The sequence below is a fragment of the Actinoplanes sandaracinus genome (assembly GCF_030009775.1).
Classification (GTDB): Bacteria; Actinomycetota; Actinomycetes; order Mycobacteriales; family Micromonosporaceae; genus Actinoplanes; species Actinoplanes sandaracinus.
Genome location: NZ_JASCTH010000009.1, coordinates 52,286 through 67,244 on the forward strand (window position 1 = coordinate 52,286; position 14,959 = coordinate 67,244).

Annotated in this window: 11 protein-coding genes; 4 read left to right on the plus strand and 7 right to left on the minus strand. The window is 71.7% G+C overall.

Features of this window, described 5'->3' with window-relative positions; genetic code table 11:
• Positions 1-9 precede the first annotated feature (9 nt).
• Entirely contained in the window at positions 10-828 is an 819-nt protein-coding gene (locus QLQ12_RS15345; protein WP_282760500.1) for a PhzF family phenazine biosynthesis protein, read from the plus strand.
• On the opposite strand, the gene QLQ12_RS15350 is transcribed toward QLQ12_RS15345, so the two are convergent.
• The gene (locus tag QLQ12_RS15350) at positions 821-2,602 is read right to left on the minus strand and encodes a Xaa-Pro dipeptidyl-peptidase (RefSeq protein WP_282760502.1); all 1,782 of its coding nucleotides are present in this window, start codon (positions 2,600-2,602) and stop codon (positions 821-823) included. The two genes, QLQ12_RS15345 and QLQ12_RS15350, sit on opposite strands and share 8 nt — an antisense overlap.
• Before the next feature lie 56 nt (positions 2,603-2,658).
• Here QLQ12_RS15350 and QLQ12_RS15355 point away from each other — a divergent pair, with 56 nt between their 5' ends.
• Entirely contained in the window at positions 2,659-4,281 is a 1,623-nt protein-coding gene (locus QLQ12_RS15355; protein WP_282760504.1) for an ABC-F family ATP-binding cassette domain-containing protein, read from the plus strand.
• Positions 4,282-4,387: 106 nt separating this feature from the next.
• On the opposite strand, the gene QLQ12_RS15360 is transcribed toward QLQ12_RS15355, so the two are convergent.
• From QLQ12_RS15360 to glgA, 3 genes are read right to left on the minus strand one after another with little or no spacing between them, the layout of a single operon-like run.
• Positions 4,388-5,125 (minus strand): hypothetical protein, encoded by a 738-nt coding sequence (locus tag QLQ12_RS15360; protein ID WP_282760506.1) that lies wholly within the window; start codon positions 5,123-5,125, stop codon positions 4,388-4,390.
• Between the two features lie 48 nt (positions 5,126-5,173).
• Positions 5,174-6,787 carry a glycoside hydrolase family 10 protein gene (locus QLQ12_RS15365; protein ID WP_282760508.1) on the minus strand — a complete coding sequence of 538 codons (1,614 nt, stop codon included), beginning with the start codon at positions 6,785-6,787 and terminating at the stop codon, positions 5,174-5,176.
• Positions 6,784-7,983 carry a glycogen synthase gene (glgA, locus tag QLQ12_RS15370; RefSeq protein WP_282760812.1) on the minus strand — a complete coding sequence of 400 codons (1,200 nt, stop codon included), beginning with the start codon at positions 7,981-7,983 and terminating at the stop codon, positions 6,784-6,786. Before glgA ends, QLQ12_RS15365 begins: the two co-directional genes overlap by 4 nt.
• Before the next feature lie 127 nt (positions 7,984-8,110).
• Here glgA and QLQ12_RS15375 point away from each other — a divergent pair, with 127 nt between their 5' ends.
• Positions 8,111-10,324 carry a putative bifunctional diguanylate cyclase/phosphodiesterase gene (locus QLQ12_RS15375; RefSeq protein ID WP_282760510.1) on the plus strand — a complete coding sequence of 738 codons (2,214 nt, stop codon included), beginning with the start codon at positions 8,111-8,113 and terminating at the stop codon, positions 10,322-10,324.
• Between the two features lie 98 nt (positions 10,325-10,422).
• A complete protein-coding gene (gene glgC / locus QLQ12_RS15380; RefSeq protein ID WP_282760511.1) occupies positions 10,423-11,655 on the plus strand; it encodes a glucose-1-phosphate adenylyltransferase in 1,233 nt (410 codons plus the stop codon).
• 426 nt (positions 11,656-12,081) lie between these two features.
• Here the strand turns inward: glgC and QLQ12_RS15385 are convergent, their stop codons facing one another.
• Genes QLQ12_RS15385 through QLQ12_RS15395 form a run of 3 tightly spaced genes read right to left on the minus strand, consistent with a single transcriptional unit; the run spans position 12,082 to position 14,921 of the window.
• Positions 12,082-13,095 carry an AraC family transcriptional regulator gene (locus tag QLQ12_RS15385; protein ID WP_282760512.1) on the minus strand — a complete coding sequence of 338 codons (1,014 nt, stop codon included), beginning with the start codon at positions 13,093-13,095 and terminating at the stop codon, positions 12,082-12,084.
• Between the two features lie 10 nt (positions 13,096-13,105).
• Complete coding sequence (locus QLQ12_RS15390) at positions 13,106-13,480, minus strand: phospholipase (RefSeq protein WP_282760513.1); 375 nt, start codon at positions 13,478-13,480, stop codon at positions 13,106-13,108.
• A 49-nt stretch (positions 13,481-13,529) separates the two neighbouring features.
• A complete protein-coding gene (locus tag QLQ12_RS15395) occupies positions 13,530-14,921 on the minus strand; it encodes a DUF4331 domain-containing protein (RefSeq protein ID WP_282760514.1) in 1,392 nt (463 codons plus the stop codon).
• Between the last annotated feature and the right edge of the window lie 38 nt (positions 14,922-14,959).

A 14,959-nucleotide genomic window follows, 5' to 3' on the forward strand; every position in this document is an offset into this window, starting at 1 on the left:
CTCGGCTGCATGACGCAGATTCAGCGGTACGCGGCCTTCACGCTCGATCCGGCGGGCGGCAACCCGGCCGGTGTGGTCCTGGACGCGAGCACCCTCGACGACGCCACGATGCAGAAGATCGCCGCCGAGGTGGGGTACTCGGAGACGGCCTTCGTCACCGGCCGGACCGGCGCGAACGGGTACCGGGTCCGCTATTTCAGCCCGCTCGCCGAGGTGCCGTTCTGCGGTCACGCCACAGTGGCGACGGCGGTCGCGCTGGGCGCGGGCGAGCACGTCTTCACGACCAACGCGGGCGTGGTCCCGGTGCGGGTGGACGAGTCCGCGACGGCGACCCTGACCAGTGTGGACCCGCACGTCGGCGACCTCTCACCGGCCGACCTGGAGGCCCTGCTGGCGGCGCTGCGCTGGCAGGTGGGCGACCTCGATCCGCTTCTTCCGCCGAAGGTCGCGTTCGCCGGGGCGTACCACCCGATCATCGCCGTGGGCAGCCGTGACCGCCTCGCGGACCTGGACTACGACGTGCCCGCGCTGAAGGCGCTGATGACGGAGCGTGGCTGGACCACGGTGCAGCTGGTGTTCCGGGAGGGGCCGGCCGCGTTCGACGTGCGCGACCCGTTCCCGGTCGGTGGCGTCTACGAGGACCCGGCCACCGGTGCGGCCGCGGCGGCCCTCGGTGGTTACCTGCGGGAGCTGGGCCTGGTCGCGGCGGATGCCACGATCGCGCTGCGGCAGGGCGATGACATGGGGCGGCCGAGCCGGATCACCGTCCGCCTGGACCCCGGCGTGACCGGGGTCCAGGTGAGCGGATCAGCGGTGGAGATCAGTTGAGGCGCAGCTCCACCGAGGAGGCGCCGGGCTCGATCCCGACGACGGTGCCCGCCGGGTAACGCAGGGTGTGATCACGGTCGGTCGAGATCAGCACCAGGCCGATCCGGTGGCCGGCCGCGAACACGTGGTCGGTGGTCTGCAGATCCCAGCGGAAGGTGTACGGCTTCCCGGCCGTGACCGGCGTGGTCACCGCCGGTGAGAACCGGTTCCGCACGTCGATCCAGCCGCGGGCGACGATCTCGTAGTCGGACGGGGCCGTCACGTGCTCCCGCTTGGCGAAGCATCCGGGGTCGCCGTCGATGCCGGGGCCGACGCAGTCCTGTTCGGGCAGCGCACGGAGCCGCACGAACCGGTCAGCGGTCCCGTAGTCGACGAGCAGCGCCGTCAGGAACGGAGACTCCCCGGCCACGTCGGCCCGGACCGTGACGGACGGCGTCCCGGAGAGCCGCGTGTCCCTGGTGAGCGGCGCGGTCAGGTGGGCGAACCGGTGGGGGTCGGCGGCGCCGGGCGCGGCGGCCAGCGACTCGGCGGTCCGGGAGGTGTCGTCGGTGAACGTCTGCCTCGGCCCGCTGCCCAGCCGGATCGTGGTGGAGTTCCCGGGCAGCGGCCAGGAGCGCGAGGTCACCCACCGGTTCGGGGCCACTTCGACGTCGGCCGCCGGTTCCCGCATGATCCCCGTGTCGATCTTGTATAGGTGGTGGTCGAACCACCGGTGCAAGGTGGTGAGCCACTCCGCGCGGCGGACGTTGAACGGGTCGGTGTGCCCGGCCTGGTGCAGCCAGATCTTGCGGGGCACGCCGTTCCTGCCGAGCGCGTCCCACCACTGCCCGGCCTGCCCGGTCCGCACGTTGAAGTCGTGCAGCCCGTGCACCAGCAGCACGCTGGCACGGACCTTGTGGGCGTCACGCACGTAGTCGCGCTCGGCCCAGAACGCGCTGTAGTCGCCGGTCTCGCGGTCCTGCGCCCGCTCCAGGTGTTCCGTCACACCGGCGCACACGTCCGGCGAGGACCGGGTCAGGACCGCCTTGGCCAGGATGTCGGTGTCCTCGCCCTGGAAGCCGCCCGGGGCGACCACGCCGCCGTTACTGCGGTAGTAGTCGTACCAGCTGCTGATCGCGGCGATCGGCACGATCGTCTCCAGGCCGCGCACGCCGGTGGCGGCGACCGCGTTCGGCAGGGTGCCGTTGTAGGAGACGCCGATCATGCCGGTCCGCCCGGTGGACCAGCCGGCTCGCACCGGCGCGCCGGCCGCGTCGAAGGCTCGTGCCCGGCCGTTGAGCCAGTCGATCACGGCTTTCATGCCCAGGGTCTCGTTGCGCCCGCCGGAGGTGGGGCAGCCGTCCGAGCCGCCGCTGCCGAGGCTGTCGGCGAAGACCACCGCGTAGCCGCGCGGCACGAAGTAGTTGTCGAGGTAGCCGGCGAAGGTGATGTTCTCCGCGCGGTTCACCGCCGGAGGCGCCGCCAGGGACGAGGAGCCACGGTCGACATCGTCGTGGTTGGGGATGTCGTTGAGGCCCGCGTAGTACGGGCTCGGCTGGAAGATCACCGGCACCTTGCGCGCGGTGGCGGGCCGGATGATCCGCACGGAGACCCGGTCGGGCCGCCCGTCGGCGTCGCTGTCGGCCGGGGTCTGCACCCAGACCTGTTCCCGGATCGCTGAGGCGTAGTCGTGGATCGGCTGGGTCGGGGTCGCGGCGTGGGCCGGATCGGCGGCCATCACCACCGGGCCGGTGAGGACGAGGAGCACGGCGAGGCTCCTGGCTAGCAGTCGCATCGGCACACCGTATCGCCAAACATCGATGTTAGGGGATGCCCCTAAAATGAGAGCCGATGAGCGCAACACTGATCGCCCGGCAACTCGCGGCGGGACACGGGGACCGCACCCTCTTCACCGCCCTCGACCTGGTCGTCGCACCGGGCGACGTGATCGGCCTGGTCGGGGTGAACGGGGCCGGCAAGACGACGCTTCTGCGTACCCTCGCGGGGTTGATCCCCACGGAGAGCGGAGGCGTCTCGCTGAGCCCGCCCGCGGCGAACGTGGGATATCTCCCGCAGGAGCGGGAGCGCCGGGCGGACGAGAGCGTGCGGGACTTCCTGGCGCGGCGCACCGGCGTCGCCGCCGCGCAGGCGGCGATGGACGCGGCGGCCGAGGATCTCGCGTCGGAGGAGCCCGGCGCCGACGACCGGTACTCGGCGGCTCTCGAGCGCTGGCTCGACCTGGGCGGCGCCGACCTCGACGAGCGGATCGCCGAGACCGACCTCGGGTTCGACCTGGACCTGCCGATGGCCGCCCTCTCCGGCGGCCAGGCGGCCCGCGCCGGCATGGCGTCGCTGCTGCTCAGCCGCTACGACCTGTACCTGTTGGACGAGCCCACCAACGACCTCGACCTGGACGGCCTGGCCCGCCTGGAGGCGTTCGTGGCCGGGTTGCGCGCCGGGGTCGTGGTGGTCAGCCACGACCGCGAGTTCCTCACCCGCACCGTCACCAAGGTGCTCGAGCTCGACCTGGCGCAGAGTCAGGTCAACCTCTACGGCGGCGGCTACGGGTCCTATCTGGAGGAGCGCGACCGGGCCCGGCGGCACGCCCGCGAGGAGTTCGAGGAGTACTCCGACAAGAAGGAAGACCTGCTCGAGCGCGGCCGCATGCAGCGCGCCTGGATGGACAAGGGGGTCCGCAACGCCCGCCGCAAAGCCACCGACGGTGACAAGCACGTCAAGAACAACCGCGGCGAGACCAGCGAGAAACAGGCCGCGAAAGCTCGCCAGACCGAACGGCTCATCGAGCGCATGGAGGTCGTCGAGGAGCCCCGCAAGGAGTGGGAACTGCGGATGGAGATCGCCGCCGCGCCACGGTCCGGCGCCGTCGTGGCCACCCTCCGCGACGCCGTCGTGCACCGGGGGTCATTCGTTCTCGGCCCGGTCACCCTGCAGATCGACTGGGCCGACCGGGTGGCCATCACCGGCGCCAACGGCTCCGGCAAGTCCACCCTGCTGGCGGCCATGCTGGGCCGGCTCCCCCTCGACTCCGGCGACCGCCATCTGGGCCCCGGCGTGGTGATCGGCGAGGTCGACCAGGCCCGCGGCCTGTTCCTCGGCGACGAGCCGCTGGTCCGCGCGTTCGGCACGGCCGTTCCCGACTGGCCCGACGCCGACGTGCGCACCCTGCTCGCCAAGTTCGGCCTCAAGTCGGCCCACGTCGTGCGCCCCGCCGCCACCCTGTCGCCCGGCGAGCGCACCCGCGCGGCGCTCGCCCTGCTCCAGGCCCGCGGCGTGAACCTGCTGGTCCTCGACGAGCCCACCAACCACCTCGACCTGCCGGCGATCGAGCAGCTGGAGTCCGCGCTGACGTCCTACACGGGCACGTTGCTGCTGGTCACCCACGACCGCCGGATGCTGGAGGCGGTCGCCACCAACCGGCACATCGAGGTCGGGGACGGCAAGGTCAAGGGCTGATCTCCGGTACGGCCACCGAAGGCGCCGTGGCTCCCACCGCGGCGTCGTCCCCGAGCCCGGGCCGCGGCGCGGCCACCGGGCTGCTGCGTGGTCGCCGCCCGGCGCCTTACCGCAGGTCCTTCAGTTTCGCGACGGCGGCGCGGGTGGCGGCTTCCAGGTCGGCGGTCTTCGGGGCGTCCTCGGTCATCAGCAGGACGGTGACGTGCAGGCCGTGGGTGGCGGCGGTCAGCAGGCGGCCGTTCACGGTCAGGTTCATGTCGGGGACGGTCATCACGAAGGCGAGACCGGCCGAGACGTCACCGATCCCGGGGTCGGGGTGGGCCGAGATCGCGAACCGCATCTCGGCCGGCAGCTCGCCCGGCGCCCGGGTGAAGGACTTGCAGGCCGGCAGGGTTCCGGCGAGGGCGGCGACCGCCGCGCGGGCGGCCTCGTCCCCCGGCGCGGCCAGGGTCTCGATCAGCAGTTCCTCGTCGTTGGTGCCGCGGAGGTACTCGCGGTAGACGGCGCCCGGGGCGACGCCGGTGGCTTTCCCGCAGGCGGCGATCTCGGCGGGGATCCGGGCGAACAGGTCGTCGACGGCGTCCGGCTGCGGGGCGAAGCCGGCCGGCAGCTCGGGTGCGGCCAGCAGCGCCGCGGTGAGCCGTTGCGCGTCGGGGCCGCCGGCCGGGGGCACGGGAACGCCGTCCGGCCCGGCCCGCAGCGCCGTCGCGACGCCACCGGACGGCGCGGCCGGCCCGGACGGCGGCAGCGCGGCGCCACCGGACGGCGCGGCCAGCCCCGCGGAGGGCAGCGCGAACACGGCGGGCAGGGTCAAGGCCGCGGCGAAGGAGAAGATTCGGGACACACCTCACGCTAGCGCCGCAAACGCCTCAGTCGTGATGAAACGGGATAGTCACCCAGCGGTGGTGAACGGGCTGCTCGGCGGCCCCTCGTTGGCGGAGCGGTCCAGGCCGGCCAGACAATACGTGGCGGGGCCGGGCGGCGGGCTCGGGTCGGTCACGGCGGAGCCGGCACGACCGGTCGCCACCAGGGTCGCCTCGCGCTCCCCCACACGGTAGAGGGCCCAGCTCGTGCCCCCGCCGTCGGCGACCGTCAGGGTGACCGCGCCGGAGGCGGACCTGGTTCCCGCGGTGATCCGCGGCGCCGCCGGCGGCGAGGCTGGCAGGCGTGCCATCCGCGGTGGCAGCGCCGGTGAGGCGTAGTGCTTCCCGGCGTAGCGGGTGACCGAGCCGAGCCGGTCCTCGCGGACCTGCTTGGCGGAGAAGTGGACCTGGCCCTGGACGCCGTACTTGTCGTTCAGCGCCATCTGCCGGTCGAGCTGGGCCGGGTCGCTCCAGTCGCCCTTCTCGCCGACCCGGTAGTCGGCCATGCCGATGTAGAGCTGCACCGGGCTGCCCTTCATCATCGTGATCCACCAGGGCAGCACCTTGGCGTAGTCGGCCTTGTCGAACCCGATGGTCCAGTAGAGCTGCGGGACGATGTAGTCGAGCCAGCCCTCGCGGACCCATTTGCGGGTGTCGGCGTAGATGGCGCTGTAGCTCTCCAGCCCGCTGGTGTCGGAGCCCTCGCCGCCGTTGCGCCAGATGCCGAACGGGCTGATGCCGTACTTCACCCACGGCTTGATCTCGGCGATCCGCTCCTTCATCTCGCGGACCAGGGTGTCCACGTTGTCGCGGCGCCAGTCGGCCCGTGACTTGCCGGCGCCGTACTTCGCGAACGACGCCCCGTCGGGGAAGTCCTCGCCCTTCTCCGGGTACGGGTAGAAGAAGTCGTCGAAGTGGACGCCGTCGACGTCGTACTTGCGCACCGCCTCCAGCATGGCGTCCTCAACGAACCGGCGGGCCTCCGGGTTGCCCGGGTCGAAGTACAGGCGGCCGGTCGTGCCGGTCGGATAGGCGATCCGCCAGTCCGGGTGGGCGAGCAGCGGATGGCCGGGCGCCAGCTTGGTCAGGTCGGTTCCGGCGCCGGACGGCGCCGGCTGGGTGCCCCGGTACGGGTTGAACCACGCGTGGAACTCGAGGTTGCGTTTGTGGGCCTCGTCGACCATGAACGCCATCGGGTCCCAGCCCGGGTCGGTGCCGTCCAGTTTCCCGGTCAGCCAGTTCGACCACGGCGCGTAGTCGGATTTCCAGAACGCGTCACCGCTCGGCCGCACGTGCACGAAGATCGCGTTGTGCCGCTGGGCGACCGCCACGTCCAGCCACTTCAGGTACTCCGCTCGCACCTGCTCCTGCGGCAGTCCCGGCTTGCTCGGCCAGTCGATGTTGTAGACCGTGGTCAGCCACATGCCGCGCAACTCACGGGTCGCCTTGATCGGCTGGACTCCGCACATCCCCTGCGACACGGTCTGCGCCGGCCCGAAGGGCTCCGTCAACTCGGCGGCGGTCGGCGCCGGCGGCTTGTAGAACGCGGCCCGCATCAGGCCGACCCCCAGCACCGCCCCGGTGAACAACACCACGGCGAGCAGCAGGGCGACCCAGACCGGCGGCCGGCGCAGCACCGTCACAGCACCGACCGGTAGATCTCGAGGGTGTCCTCGGCGATCCTCGACCAGCTGAACTTCTCCACGGCGCGGCGGCGGCCGGCCTTACCCATCCGCTCGGCGAGCTGCGGGTCGGAGAGCACACGCGTCAGGGTGGCGGTCAGGTCGGCGACGAACTTCTCCGGGTCGACGGGCGTGCCCGTACCGTCCTGGATCTGCTCGATCGGGACCAGCAGGCCGGTCTCGCCGTCGGCGACGACCTCGGGGATGCCGCCGGTCGCGGTCGCGACCACCGCGGTCTCGCACGCCATCGCCTCGAGGTTGACGATGCCCATCGGCTCGTAGACCGACGGGCAGACGAACACCGTGGCGTGCGTGAGGACCTGGATGACCTCCTGCTTGGGCAGCATCTCCTGCACCCAGATCACGCCCCGTGGGTCACGCGTCTCACGCAGCTCGACCGCCAGCTCGGCGACCTCGGCGGCGATCTCGGGCGTGTCCGGGGCGCCGGCCAGCAGGACGATCTGCGCCTCGGCGGGCAGGCCCTGGCAGGCGCGCATCAGGTAGGGCAGGCCCTTCTGCCGGGTGATCCGGCCGACGAACACGACGCTGGGCCGGTTGCGGTCGATGCCGAGCCGGTCCACCACGTCGGTGCCGTGATCGGGCGAGTACAACGCGGTGTCGATGCCGTTGTAGACGACCTGGATCCGGTCCGGGTTCACCGACGGGTACGCCTTGAGCACGTCCCGCCGCATCCCGCCGGAGACGGCGATGATCGCGTCGGCGCTCTCGATCGCGGTGCGCTCGCAGAACGAGGAGAGCGCGTAACCGCCGCCGAGCTGCTCGGCCTTCCACGGGCGCAGCGGCTCCAGGCTGTGCGTGGTCAGCACGTGCGGCACCCCGTGCAGCAGTTTCGCGGTGTGGCCGGCGAAGTTCGCGTACCAGGTGTGGCTGTGCACCACGTCGGCGCCCGCGCAGCCCTGGGCGATCGCCAGGTTCACCCCCATGGTGCGCAGCGCGGGGTTGGCGCCGGCCAGCTCGGCGGGTTCCGGGTACGCCGTGACACCGGGCTCGTCCCGCGGCGCGCCGAAGCAGTGCACCCGCACGTCGGCGAGACCGCGCAGGTCACGGGCCAGGTATTCGAGGTGGACTCCGGCGCCGCCGTAGACCTCCGGCGGGTACTCACGGGAGATCAGGTCGGCGCGCAGTCGAGAGTCCATCACGATGGGAGCTTAGCCGCCGGCCGCCGGACCGGTCCGCACGGTGACCGCGGATGCGGCACGGCACGCTACCCGAAGCGACCGGCACGGCACCCGTAACGCAACCGGGACGCGGTGACATGACCCCGTGCACATCCATCGGTTACCGGCCTGGCAGGCCACCCTCGCGGGTGGCACTGTGGCGGTGCTCGGCGCCTACGCGCTGGACAGCACGGTCCTCTGGCTGGCCCTCCCGGCGGCCGGGACCGCGATCCTGCTGCGGACCGCCGTCCGCCACCGGTGCAGCTGGTGGCTGCACTTCGCGGCGGCCCTCGCCGGGCTGATCGCCGCCGTCTGGTGGAGCACTCGCACGGGCGTGCCGTCGAACACCCCGGCCGGGCTGTCCCTGGCCGTCCAGTACGCCCTCGCCGCGGCGGCGGCCTTCCAGTTCGGCCGGCTCAAGCAGCCGGGCTCGGCGGCCGAGGCGGGCGCGGTGGTGCTCTGCGTGGCGATGCTGGCCTGGTCGTTCGTCGTCCTGCCGTACCTGGGCGAACCCGGCCACCAGCAGGCCGACATCGCGCTGGCCGCCCTCTACGCCGTGCTGGACCTGGCGCTGCTGGCGACCGTGCTGCGCAACCTGGCCGACTCCCGACACGGCCCGGCCCGGCTGCTGGCCACCGCCGGCGCGGTCCTGCTGGCCGCGCATCTGGTCCACGTCGTCGCCGGCGGCGTGGGCGGCACGCCGTTCCTGCCCGGGGGCCTGTCCCACCTCATGGTCCAGTTCTGGTGGGTGCTGGTGGCGGCCGCCGCGCTGCACCCCGGTTCCGGCCGGTACCGCACCGGCGACGCCCAGACCGGCCGGACCGCGCTGATCGCCATGTACACCGCCGCGGTCGCCAGCCCGCTACTGCCGGCGATCGCCCACCCCATCCCGGCCGTGATCGTCCCGGCGCTGCTCACGTCCGCGCTCTGCGGGCTGCTGCTCCTGCGCATCGTCCTGCTCGCCCGGCTCGCCGGGCACCGGGCCGGGCAGGCCCGCCAGGCCCTGGACGAGCAGCGGACGCTGCAACGGCGGCTGGCGTACCGGGCCGGGCACGACGGGCTCACCGGGCTGGCCAACCGCGACCTGCTGCTGGAGCATCTGGGGCGGGCCGTCGCCGGGGACCGGCCGTACGCGCTGGTCCTCTGCGCGCTGGACGGATTCAAGGAGGTCAACGACACCTACGGGCACACCGTCGGCGACACCGTGCTGCGCCAGCTGGCCGGCCGTCTGCTGCTGTTCGCGCCCGAGGTGGAACTGGTGGCCCGGCTCGGCGGCGACGAGTTCGGCATTCTGATCACCGCCGGCGACATCACCGGCGGTGACGCCGCGGAGCTGGCCGAGCGCGTGGTGGCGGCGGTCGCGGCGGCGCCGTTCGCGGTGGACGAGCGGCGGATCCCGCTGACCGCACGGGCCGGGCTCGCGGACGGCGTGCCCGGCAACGACGCCGTGCTCGGTGACGCCGACCTGGCCCTGCGGGCCGCGAAGCAGGCCGGCGGCGCCCGGGTCGCCCGGTTCGACGAGTCGCTGCGCGCCGACCAGTCCGAGCGCGCCCGGATCGCCGCCGGGCTGCGGGAGGCGCTCGCCGACGGCACCCTGTTCATGCACTACCAGCCGGTGGTGGACACCGCGACCGGCCGGATCACCGGGGTCGAGGCGCTGATGCGCTGGCGCCGCGACGGCGAGCTCGTGCCGCCGGCCGTGTTCATCCCGGTGGCCGAGCAGACCGGGCTGATCGGGCTGCTCGGCCACCGGGCGCTGCGGCTGGCGTGCGAACAGGCCGCCGCCTGGCACCGCGAGCACGGCCTCTACCTGACCGTCAACGTCTCCACCCACCAGCTGCGCGATCCCGGCTTCGGCGACTCGGTGCTGGAGGTCCTGGCGCAGACCGGGCTGCCCGCCGGCGCCCTGGTGCTGGAGATCACCGAATCGGTGCTCATCGACGCAGCGGACACCCCGGTGCTCGGAACCCTGCGAGCACACGGCGTCCGGATCGCCATCGACGACTTCGGCACCGGGTACTCGTCACTGGCGTACCTGCACACCCTGCCGGTCGACATCCTGAAGATCGACCAGTCGTTCATCCGCCGCCACCAGGACCCGCCGCGGCCTCAGGACGTGAGTCTGACCAGGGCGATCCTGGAGCTGGCCCGCAGCCAGGATCTGCTCGCGGTGGCCGAGGGGGTGGAGACGGCCGGGCAGGCGGACCTGCTCCGGGAGCTGAACTGCCCGCTCGTGCAGGGCTATCACTTCGGCCGGCCGGCGCCCGCGGAGGCGATCGGGGCGCTGTTGCGCGAGGCGGCCCTTCGCGCCGCCGCCTGAGCGTCACCATGCCGGTAAGAGGACGGCAGGGGCAGCAAGATATTTCGAACCGCCCTTTCGGGTGGCGCGGGGGCGGCCGGAATATTAGCGTCCTCCCCATGGCTGTCAAGGTGCTTGCGATCGTTCTGGCTGGTGGGGAAGGCAAGCGCCTGATGCCGTTGACGGCTGACCGGGCCAAACCCGGTGTTCCGTTCGGCGGCATCTATCGCATGATCGATTTCGTGCTGTCGAACCTGGCGAACGCGGGCTTCCTGAAGATCGTCGTCCTGACGCAGTACAAGTCGCACTCCCTCGACCGGCACATCTCCAAGACGTGGCGCATGTCGACGCTGCTCGGCAACTACGTCACCCCGGTCCCCGCGCAGCAGCGGCTCGGGCCGCGCTGGTTCGCCGGTTCCGCCGACGCGATCTACCAGAGCCTTAACCTGATCAACGACGAGTCTCCGGACTACGTGATCGTGTTCGGCGCCGACCACATCTACCGCATGGACCCGAAGCAGATGGTCAACGACCACATCGCGTCGGGCGCCGCGGTCACCGTCGCCGGCATCCGCCAGCCGCTGTCGCTCGCCGACCAGTTCGGCGTCATCGACGTCGGCCCCGACGGCAAGAAGATCAAGGCGTTCCGCGAGAAGCCGAAGGACGCGGTCGGCCTGCCCGACTCGCCCGGCGAGGTCTACGCGTCGATGGGCAACTACGTCTTCACCACCCGGGCGCTGTGCGAGGCGGTCAGCGCCGACGCGCAGAACCCCGACAGCAAGCACGACATGGGCGGCAACATCATCCCGATGCTGGTGGAGAAGGGCGAGGCGAACGTCTACGACTTCCGCGACAACGAGCTGCCCGGCGCCACCGAGCGCGACCGCGGCTACTGGCGCGACGTGGGCACGCTCGACTCGTTCTACGAGGCCCACATGGACCTCATCGCCACCCTGCCGATCTTCAACCTCTACAACCACGACTGGCCGATCTTCACCAACTACGGCTCGTGGCCGCCGGCGAAGTTCGTGCACGGCTACGACGACCGCCAGGGCCGCGCCATCGACTCGATGATCTCCCCCGGCGTCGTGGTCTCCGGCGCGCTGGTCGAGCGCTCGGTGATCTCCCCGAACGTCCGGGTGAACTCCTGGGCCCACGTCGACGGCGCGGTGATCATGGAGGGCGTCTCGGTCGGGCGGCGCGCGGTCATCCGCAACGCCATCATCGACAAGAACGTCATCATCCCCGAGGGCGCCCAGATCGGCGTCGACCTCGACCGCGACCGCAAGCTCTACACCGTCAGCGACAACGGCGTGGTCGTCATCGGCAAGGGCCAGCGGGTGGAGCTCTGAACCCCTTTCCCCCCTTCGGGTACGGGACCGGCCGCCCCCAACCGCACCGGTCCCGTCCCGGACCACGACGCGACGAAGGCGCCACCACCGGGCCGCCCCGCGACCACCGGGCTGTTGCCCACCTCACGGCCACCCCAGCCCCGGCCGTAGCCCGGACACGCCACCCAGCCGCCGTGACACGCCCGAACGACGGCCGGCCCCGGTCCCAGCCCCGCCAGCCGTAGCCCACACACCCCACCCAGCCGCCGTGACACGCCCGAACGACGGCCGCCGTGGGTTGGCGGGTGCGCCGCGGCGCTTTCGTAGGCGCGCGACTGGTGAAGCGGCCGGCGTTGCGGGTGGAGGCGGGCCGGCGGAGGGGTAGGACGGGGACGGCGATGGTGCGGTCGGGGGCGGGCTGGGCGTACCAGGGAATGGGTGAAAAGGTCAGGCGCGGTCGCGGAGGGTCTGGGACGGGGTGACGCCGAAGCGGACGCGGTAGGCGCCCGCGAAGCGGCCCAGATGGGTGAAGCCCCAGCGGTAGGCGATCTCGCTGACGCTCGCCTGGCCGGGATCCGAGCGGGACAGTTCGGCGTGGACGCCGTCGAGGCGCAGCCGGCGCAGATAGGTCAGCGGCGGCATGCCGACGTGCTGGCGGAACGACTCCTGCAGGACGCGGACGCCGACGCCGGCCACGGCCGCCAGGTCGTGGATCGTGTAGGGGCGCCACGGCTCGGTGTGCATGGCGTCGAGGGCGCGTTTGACGGTGCGCGGGCGGTGCGGGCCCTGCAGGCCGGCCGGTTCCTCGCCGTAGGGATGCTCGACGGTCAGTGCCAGGCCGCTGACCACCATGTCGCGCCAGCGGGCCGCCATGCGGGGCTGGCTGGCCAGGCCGTCGGGGCCGCACAGCTCGTGCAGCAGCAGGCGGACCAGGGCGGCCCAGGTGCGGCCGGGGCCGTCGACCAGGTCGAACGTGGCGCCGAGCGGCAGCGGCGACACCAGGCGGTGGTCGAGGGCGGCGTCGAGTTCGCGTTCCAGGGCGGCGCGTTCCACCTTGACGCTGAGCAGGCGGCAGGAGCCGGGCCACTCCAGCTCGATGGCGCCGGTGGGCCGGTAGACCACGGCGCGGGTGGGATCGGCGAGGACCACCGCGCCCCGATGCTGGGAGCGGACCATGCCGTTGAGCGGGACCAACACGTGGTACGCCGTCTCCAGCGCGCCGATCGTGATGCGGATGTCGGTCCCGTACATCACCTCGCCGAGGGTGATCGGGCCGAGCAGCACCACGTCGGCGCTGAAACGGAACCCGCCGGGGTCGCCGACGGGTTCGATCTGGAGCGGTCCGTAGTACAGCTTGCGACAGAACTCCCGGGCCTCGTCCATGTCGGTGGTGCGCAGACCGACATGGACCGGGACGTCCGCGCCCGGCGCTGCCGGGCCCGGGAGCCGACCGCCTGCCATGGCGTCCAGACTAGACCGAGACCGGCGCCCGTCCGGGAACCACATTCGCCGGCCAGGTGACCTCCGCGACGGCGCCGCCACGCACGTCGACCTGGGCGATCGGGGTGTCCTCGTCCTGCCAGACCACGTAGCGGCCTTCGGGAAGGCTGTCGATGACCACGCAGAAGGTGACACCGGAACGGACGTAACGGGCGCGGACCGCCGCGTGCGTACGCCGTCCGGTGTCCTCCACCGGGGACACCTCGATCTCGTGGCCGAGCAGCTGGGACGGCGTGGTGATGATGATCGCGCCGATCGAGCCACCGATGTTCAGCATCACCGTGCCCTGCCCCGACGGGGCGAACGTGTGGTGGTGGTGACCGTGATCAAGATGCCCGTGGCTCATGCCACCCCTCCGCTTCGCTCCGCACTGTCATGGTTGGTGACGCCGAACCTCATGAGGGGTTTCCGAATCCGTCGAACGGGGTGCCGAGGAACGGGAACTTCTTCAGGAGCTTGGCACTGGCGTCGTTGATGCTGAGGCCCTGCTCGACCAGGCCGGCCGCGGCGTCCGCCTTGAAGTCCTTGTTGACCAGCGGGACGGTGGCGCCGGCGATGGCCCGCAGCGAGATGGAGACCACGTCGTCGGCGATGCGCCGCCCGTTCGGGAAACCGGCGATGTCACCGCCGACCACGCCGAACTTGTTCTCCTTGTCGGCCGGGGGAATGGCCGTGTTGAGCCGCAGCATGTCGGCCTGCAGCGCGCCGGTGTTGTTCTGGAAGCCGTCGATCAGACCGTCCGGGATGCCGGTGAGCAGGATCGCCAGCAGGTCGGCGCGGGGCTCCTTGGTCTTGTTGAGAGCGGCCAGGTTGTCGAACAGCCCCGGGTAGAGCACCGGGAGCAGCGCACCCAGCTCGGGCGTGGCGACGAACTCGGCGAACCGCTTGTCCTCGCTCGGCGGCAGGCTGTTCCACTTGTCCTTCTGCGCCATCGGGACGATGACCTCGTTGAACAGCGGGTTGCCGAGCCGGGAGACCTGCACGGCGGGGCCGACGACCACGTCGCCGTCGCCCTTGTTGCCGCGGACCTCGACCTGGCGGCGGCTCGCGGAGGTCCAGACACCGATGACGGCGCCGGCGTCCTTGGCGCGGACCCGCTTCTTGCCGTCCCGGCGGACCATGTGCAGCGGGATCTGGATCGCGATGCTGTGCACGTTGGTCTTGTCGGTGGCGTTGACCGCCTTGCCGGCGTAGTTGAACAGGTTCTTGCCGACCAGGTGCTTGTCCTGGAACGGGCGCAGCGTGCCGAGGTCGAAGATGGCGCCCAGGTCGACGAAGAACGCGTCGGCCCGCTGGCCGGCGAAGACCTTCTCGCCGGACTTCAGGTGCTTCACGGCGTCCGCGGCGAGCTTGTCGTAGTCCGGGATGCTGATCTTGCCGACATTGCACGGCGGGCACGGCAGCTTCGAGGCGAGCACGGTGCTCTTGCCGTGGCTGTCCACCTTGGTGACCGAGTAGAACTGGCGGCGGTTCCAGTTCTCGCTGTCCAGCGACTCGATCGGGCCGGTGTTGTAGAGGAAGGTCCGGTCGTTGCGCAGTTCGGTCCGGAACCGGAACTGGTACGTGATGTCCGGACGGGCGTCCCCGTTGGCGTCGATGTGGATCTCGTACAGCACGTCGTCGCCGAACTCGAAGAAGTTCGGGCCGCTGGCGGGAATCTGCAGCGGCACGTAGTTGGCGATGATCGTTACGGTTTCCGGATCGTCCGGGCTGACGAAGGCGTACAGGTCGGAACTGTCAGCAACGGGGTCCTTGCTGATTTCCGGCGCTTCGCGGTGGGAAGACATGTTCGGGGGATCTCCTGTCGAGAACGGCGGAAGGTCGA

Coding starts and splice junctions, on each gene's coding strand:
- glgC (WP_282760511.1), top strand. CDS start 10,423: ATGGCTGTCAAGGTGCTTGCGATCGTTCTGGCTGGTGGGGAAGGCAAG.
- glgA (WP_282760812.1), bottom strand. CDS start 7,983: ATGGACTCTCGACTGCGCGCCGACCTGATCTCCCGTGAGTACCCGCCG.
- QLQ12_RS15350 (WP_282760502.1), bottom strand. CDS start 2,602: ATGCGACTGCTAGCCAGGAGCCTCGCCGTGCTCCTCGTCCTCACCGGC.
- QLQ12_RS15385 (WP_282760512.1), bottom strand. CDS start 13,095: ATGGCAGGCGGTCGGCTCCCGGGCCCGGCAGCGCCGGGCGCGGACGTC.
- QLQ12_RS15390 (WP_282760513.1), bottom strand. CDS start 13,480: ATGAGCCACGGGCATCTTGATCACGGTCACCACCACCACACGTTCGCC.
- QLQ12_RS15355 (WP_282760504.1), top strand. CDS start 2,659: ATGAGCGCAACACTGATCGCCCGGCAACTCGCGGCGGGACACGGGGAC.
- QLQ12_RS15345 (WP_282760500.1), top strand. CDS start 10: ATGACGCAGATTCAGCGGTACGCGGCCTTCACGCTCGATCCGGCGGGC.
- QLQ12_RS15395 (WP_282760514.1), bottom strand. CDS start 14,921: ATGTCTTCCCACCGCGAAGCGCCGGAAATCAGCAAGGACCCCGTTGCT.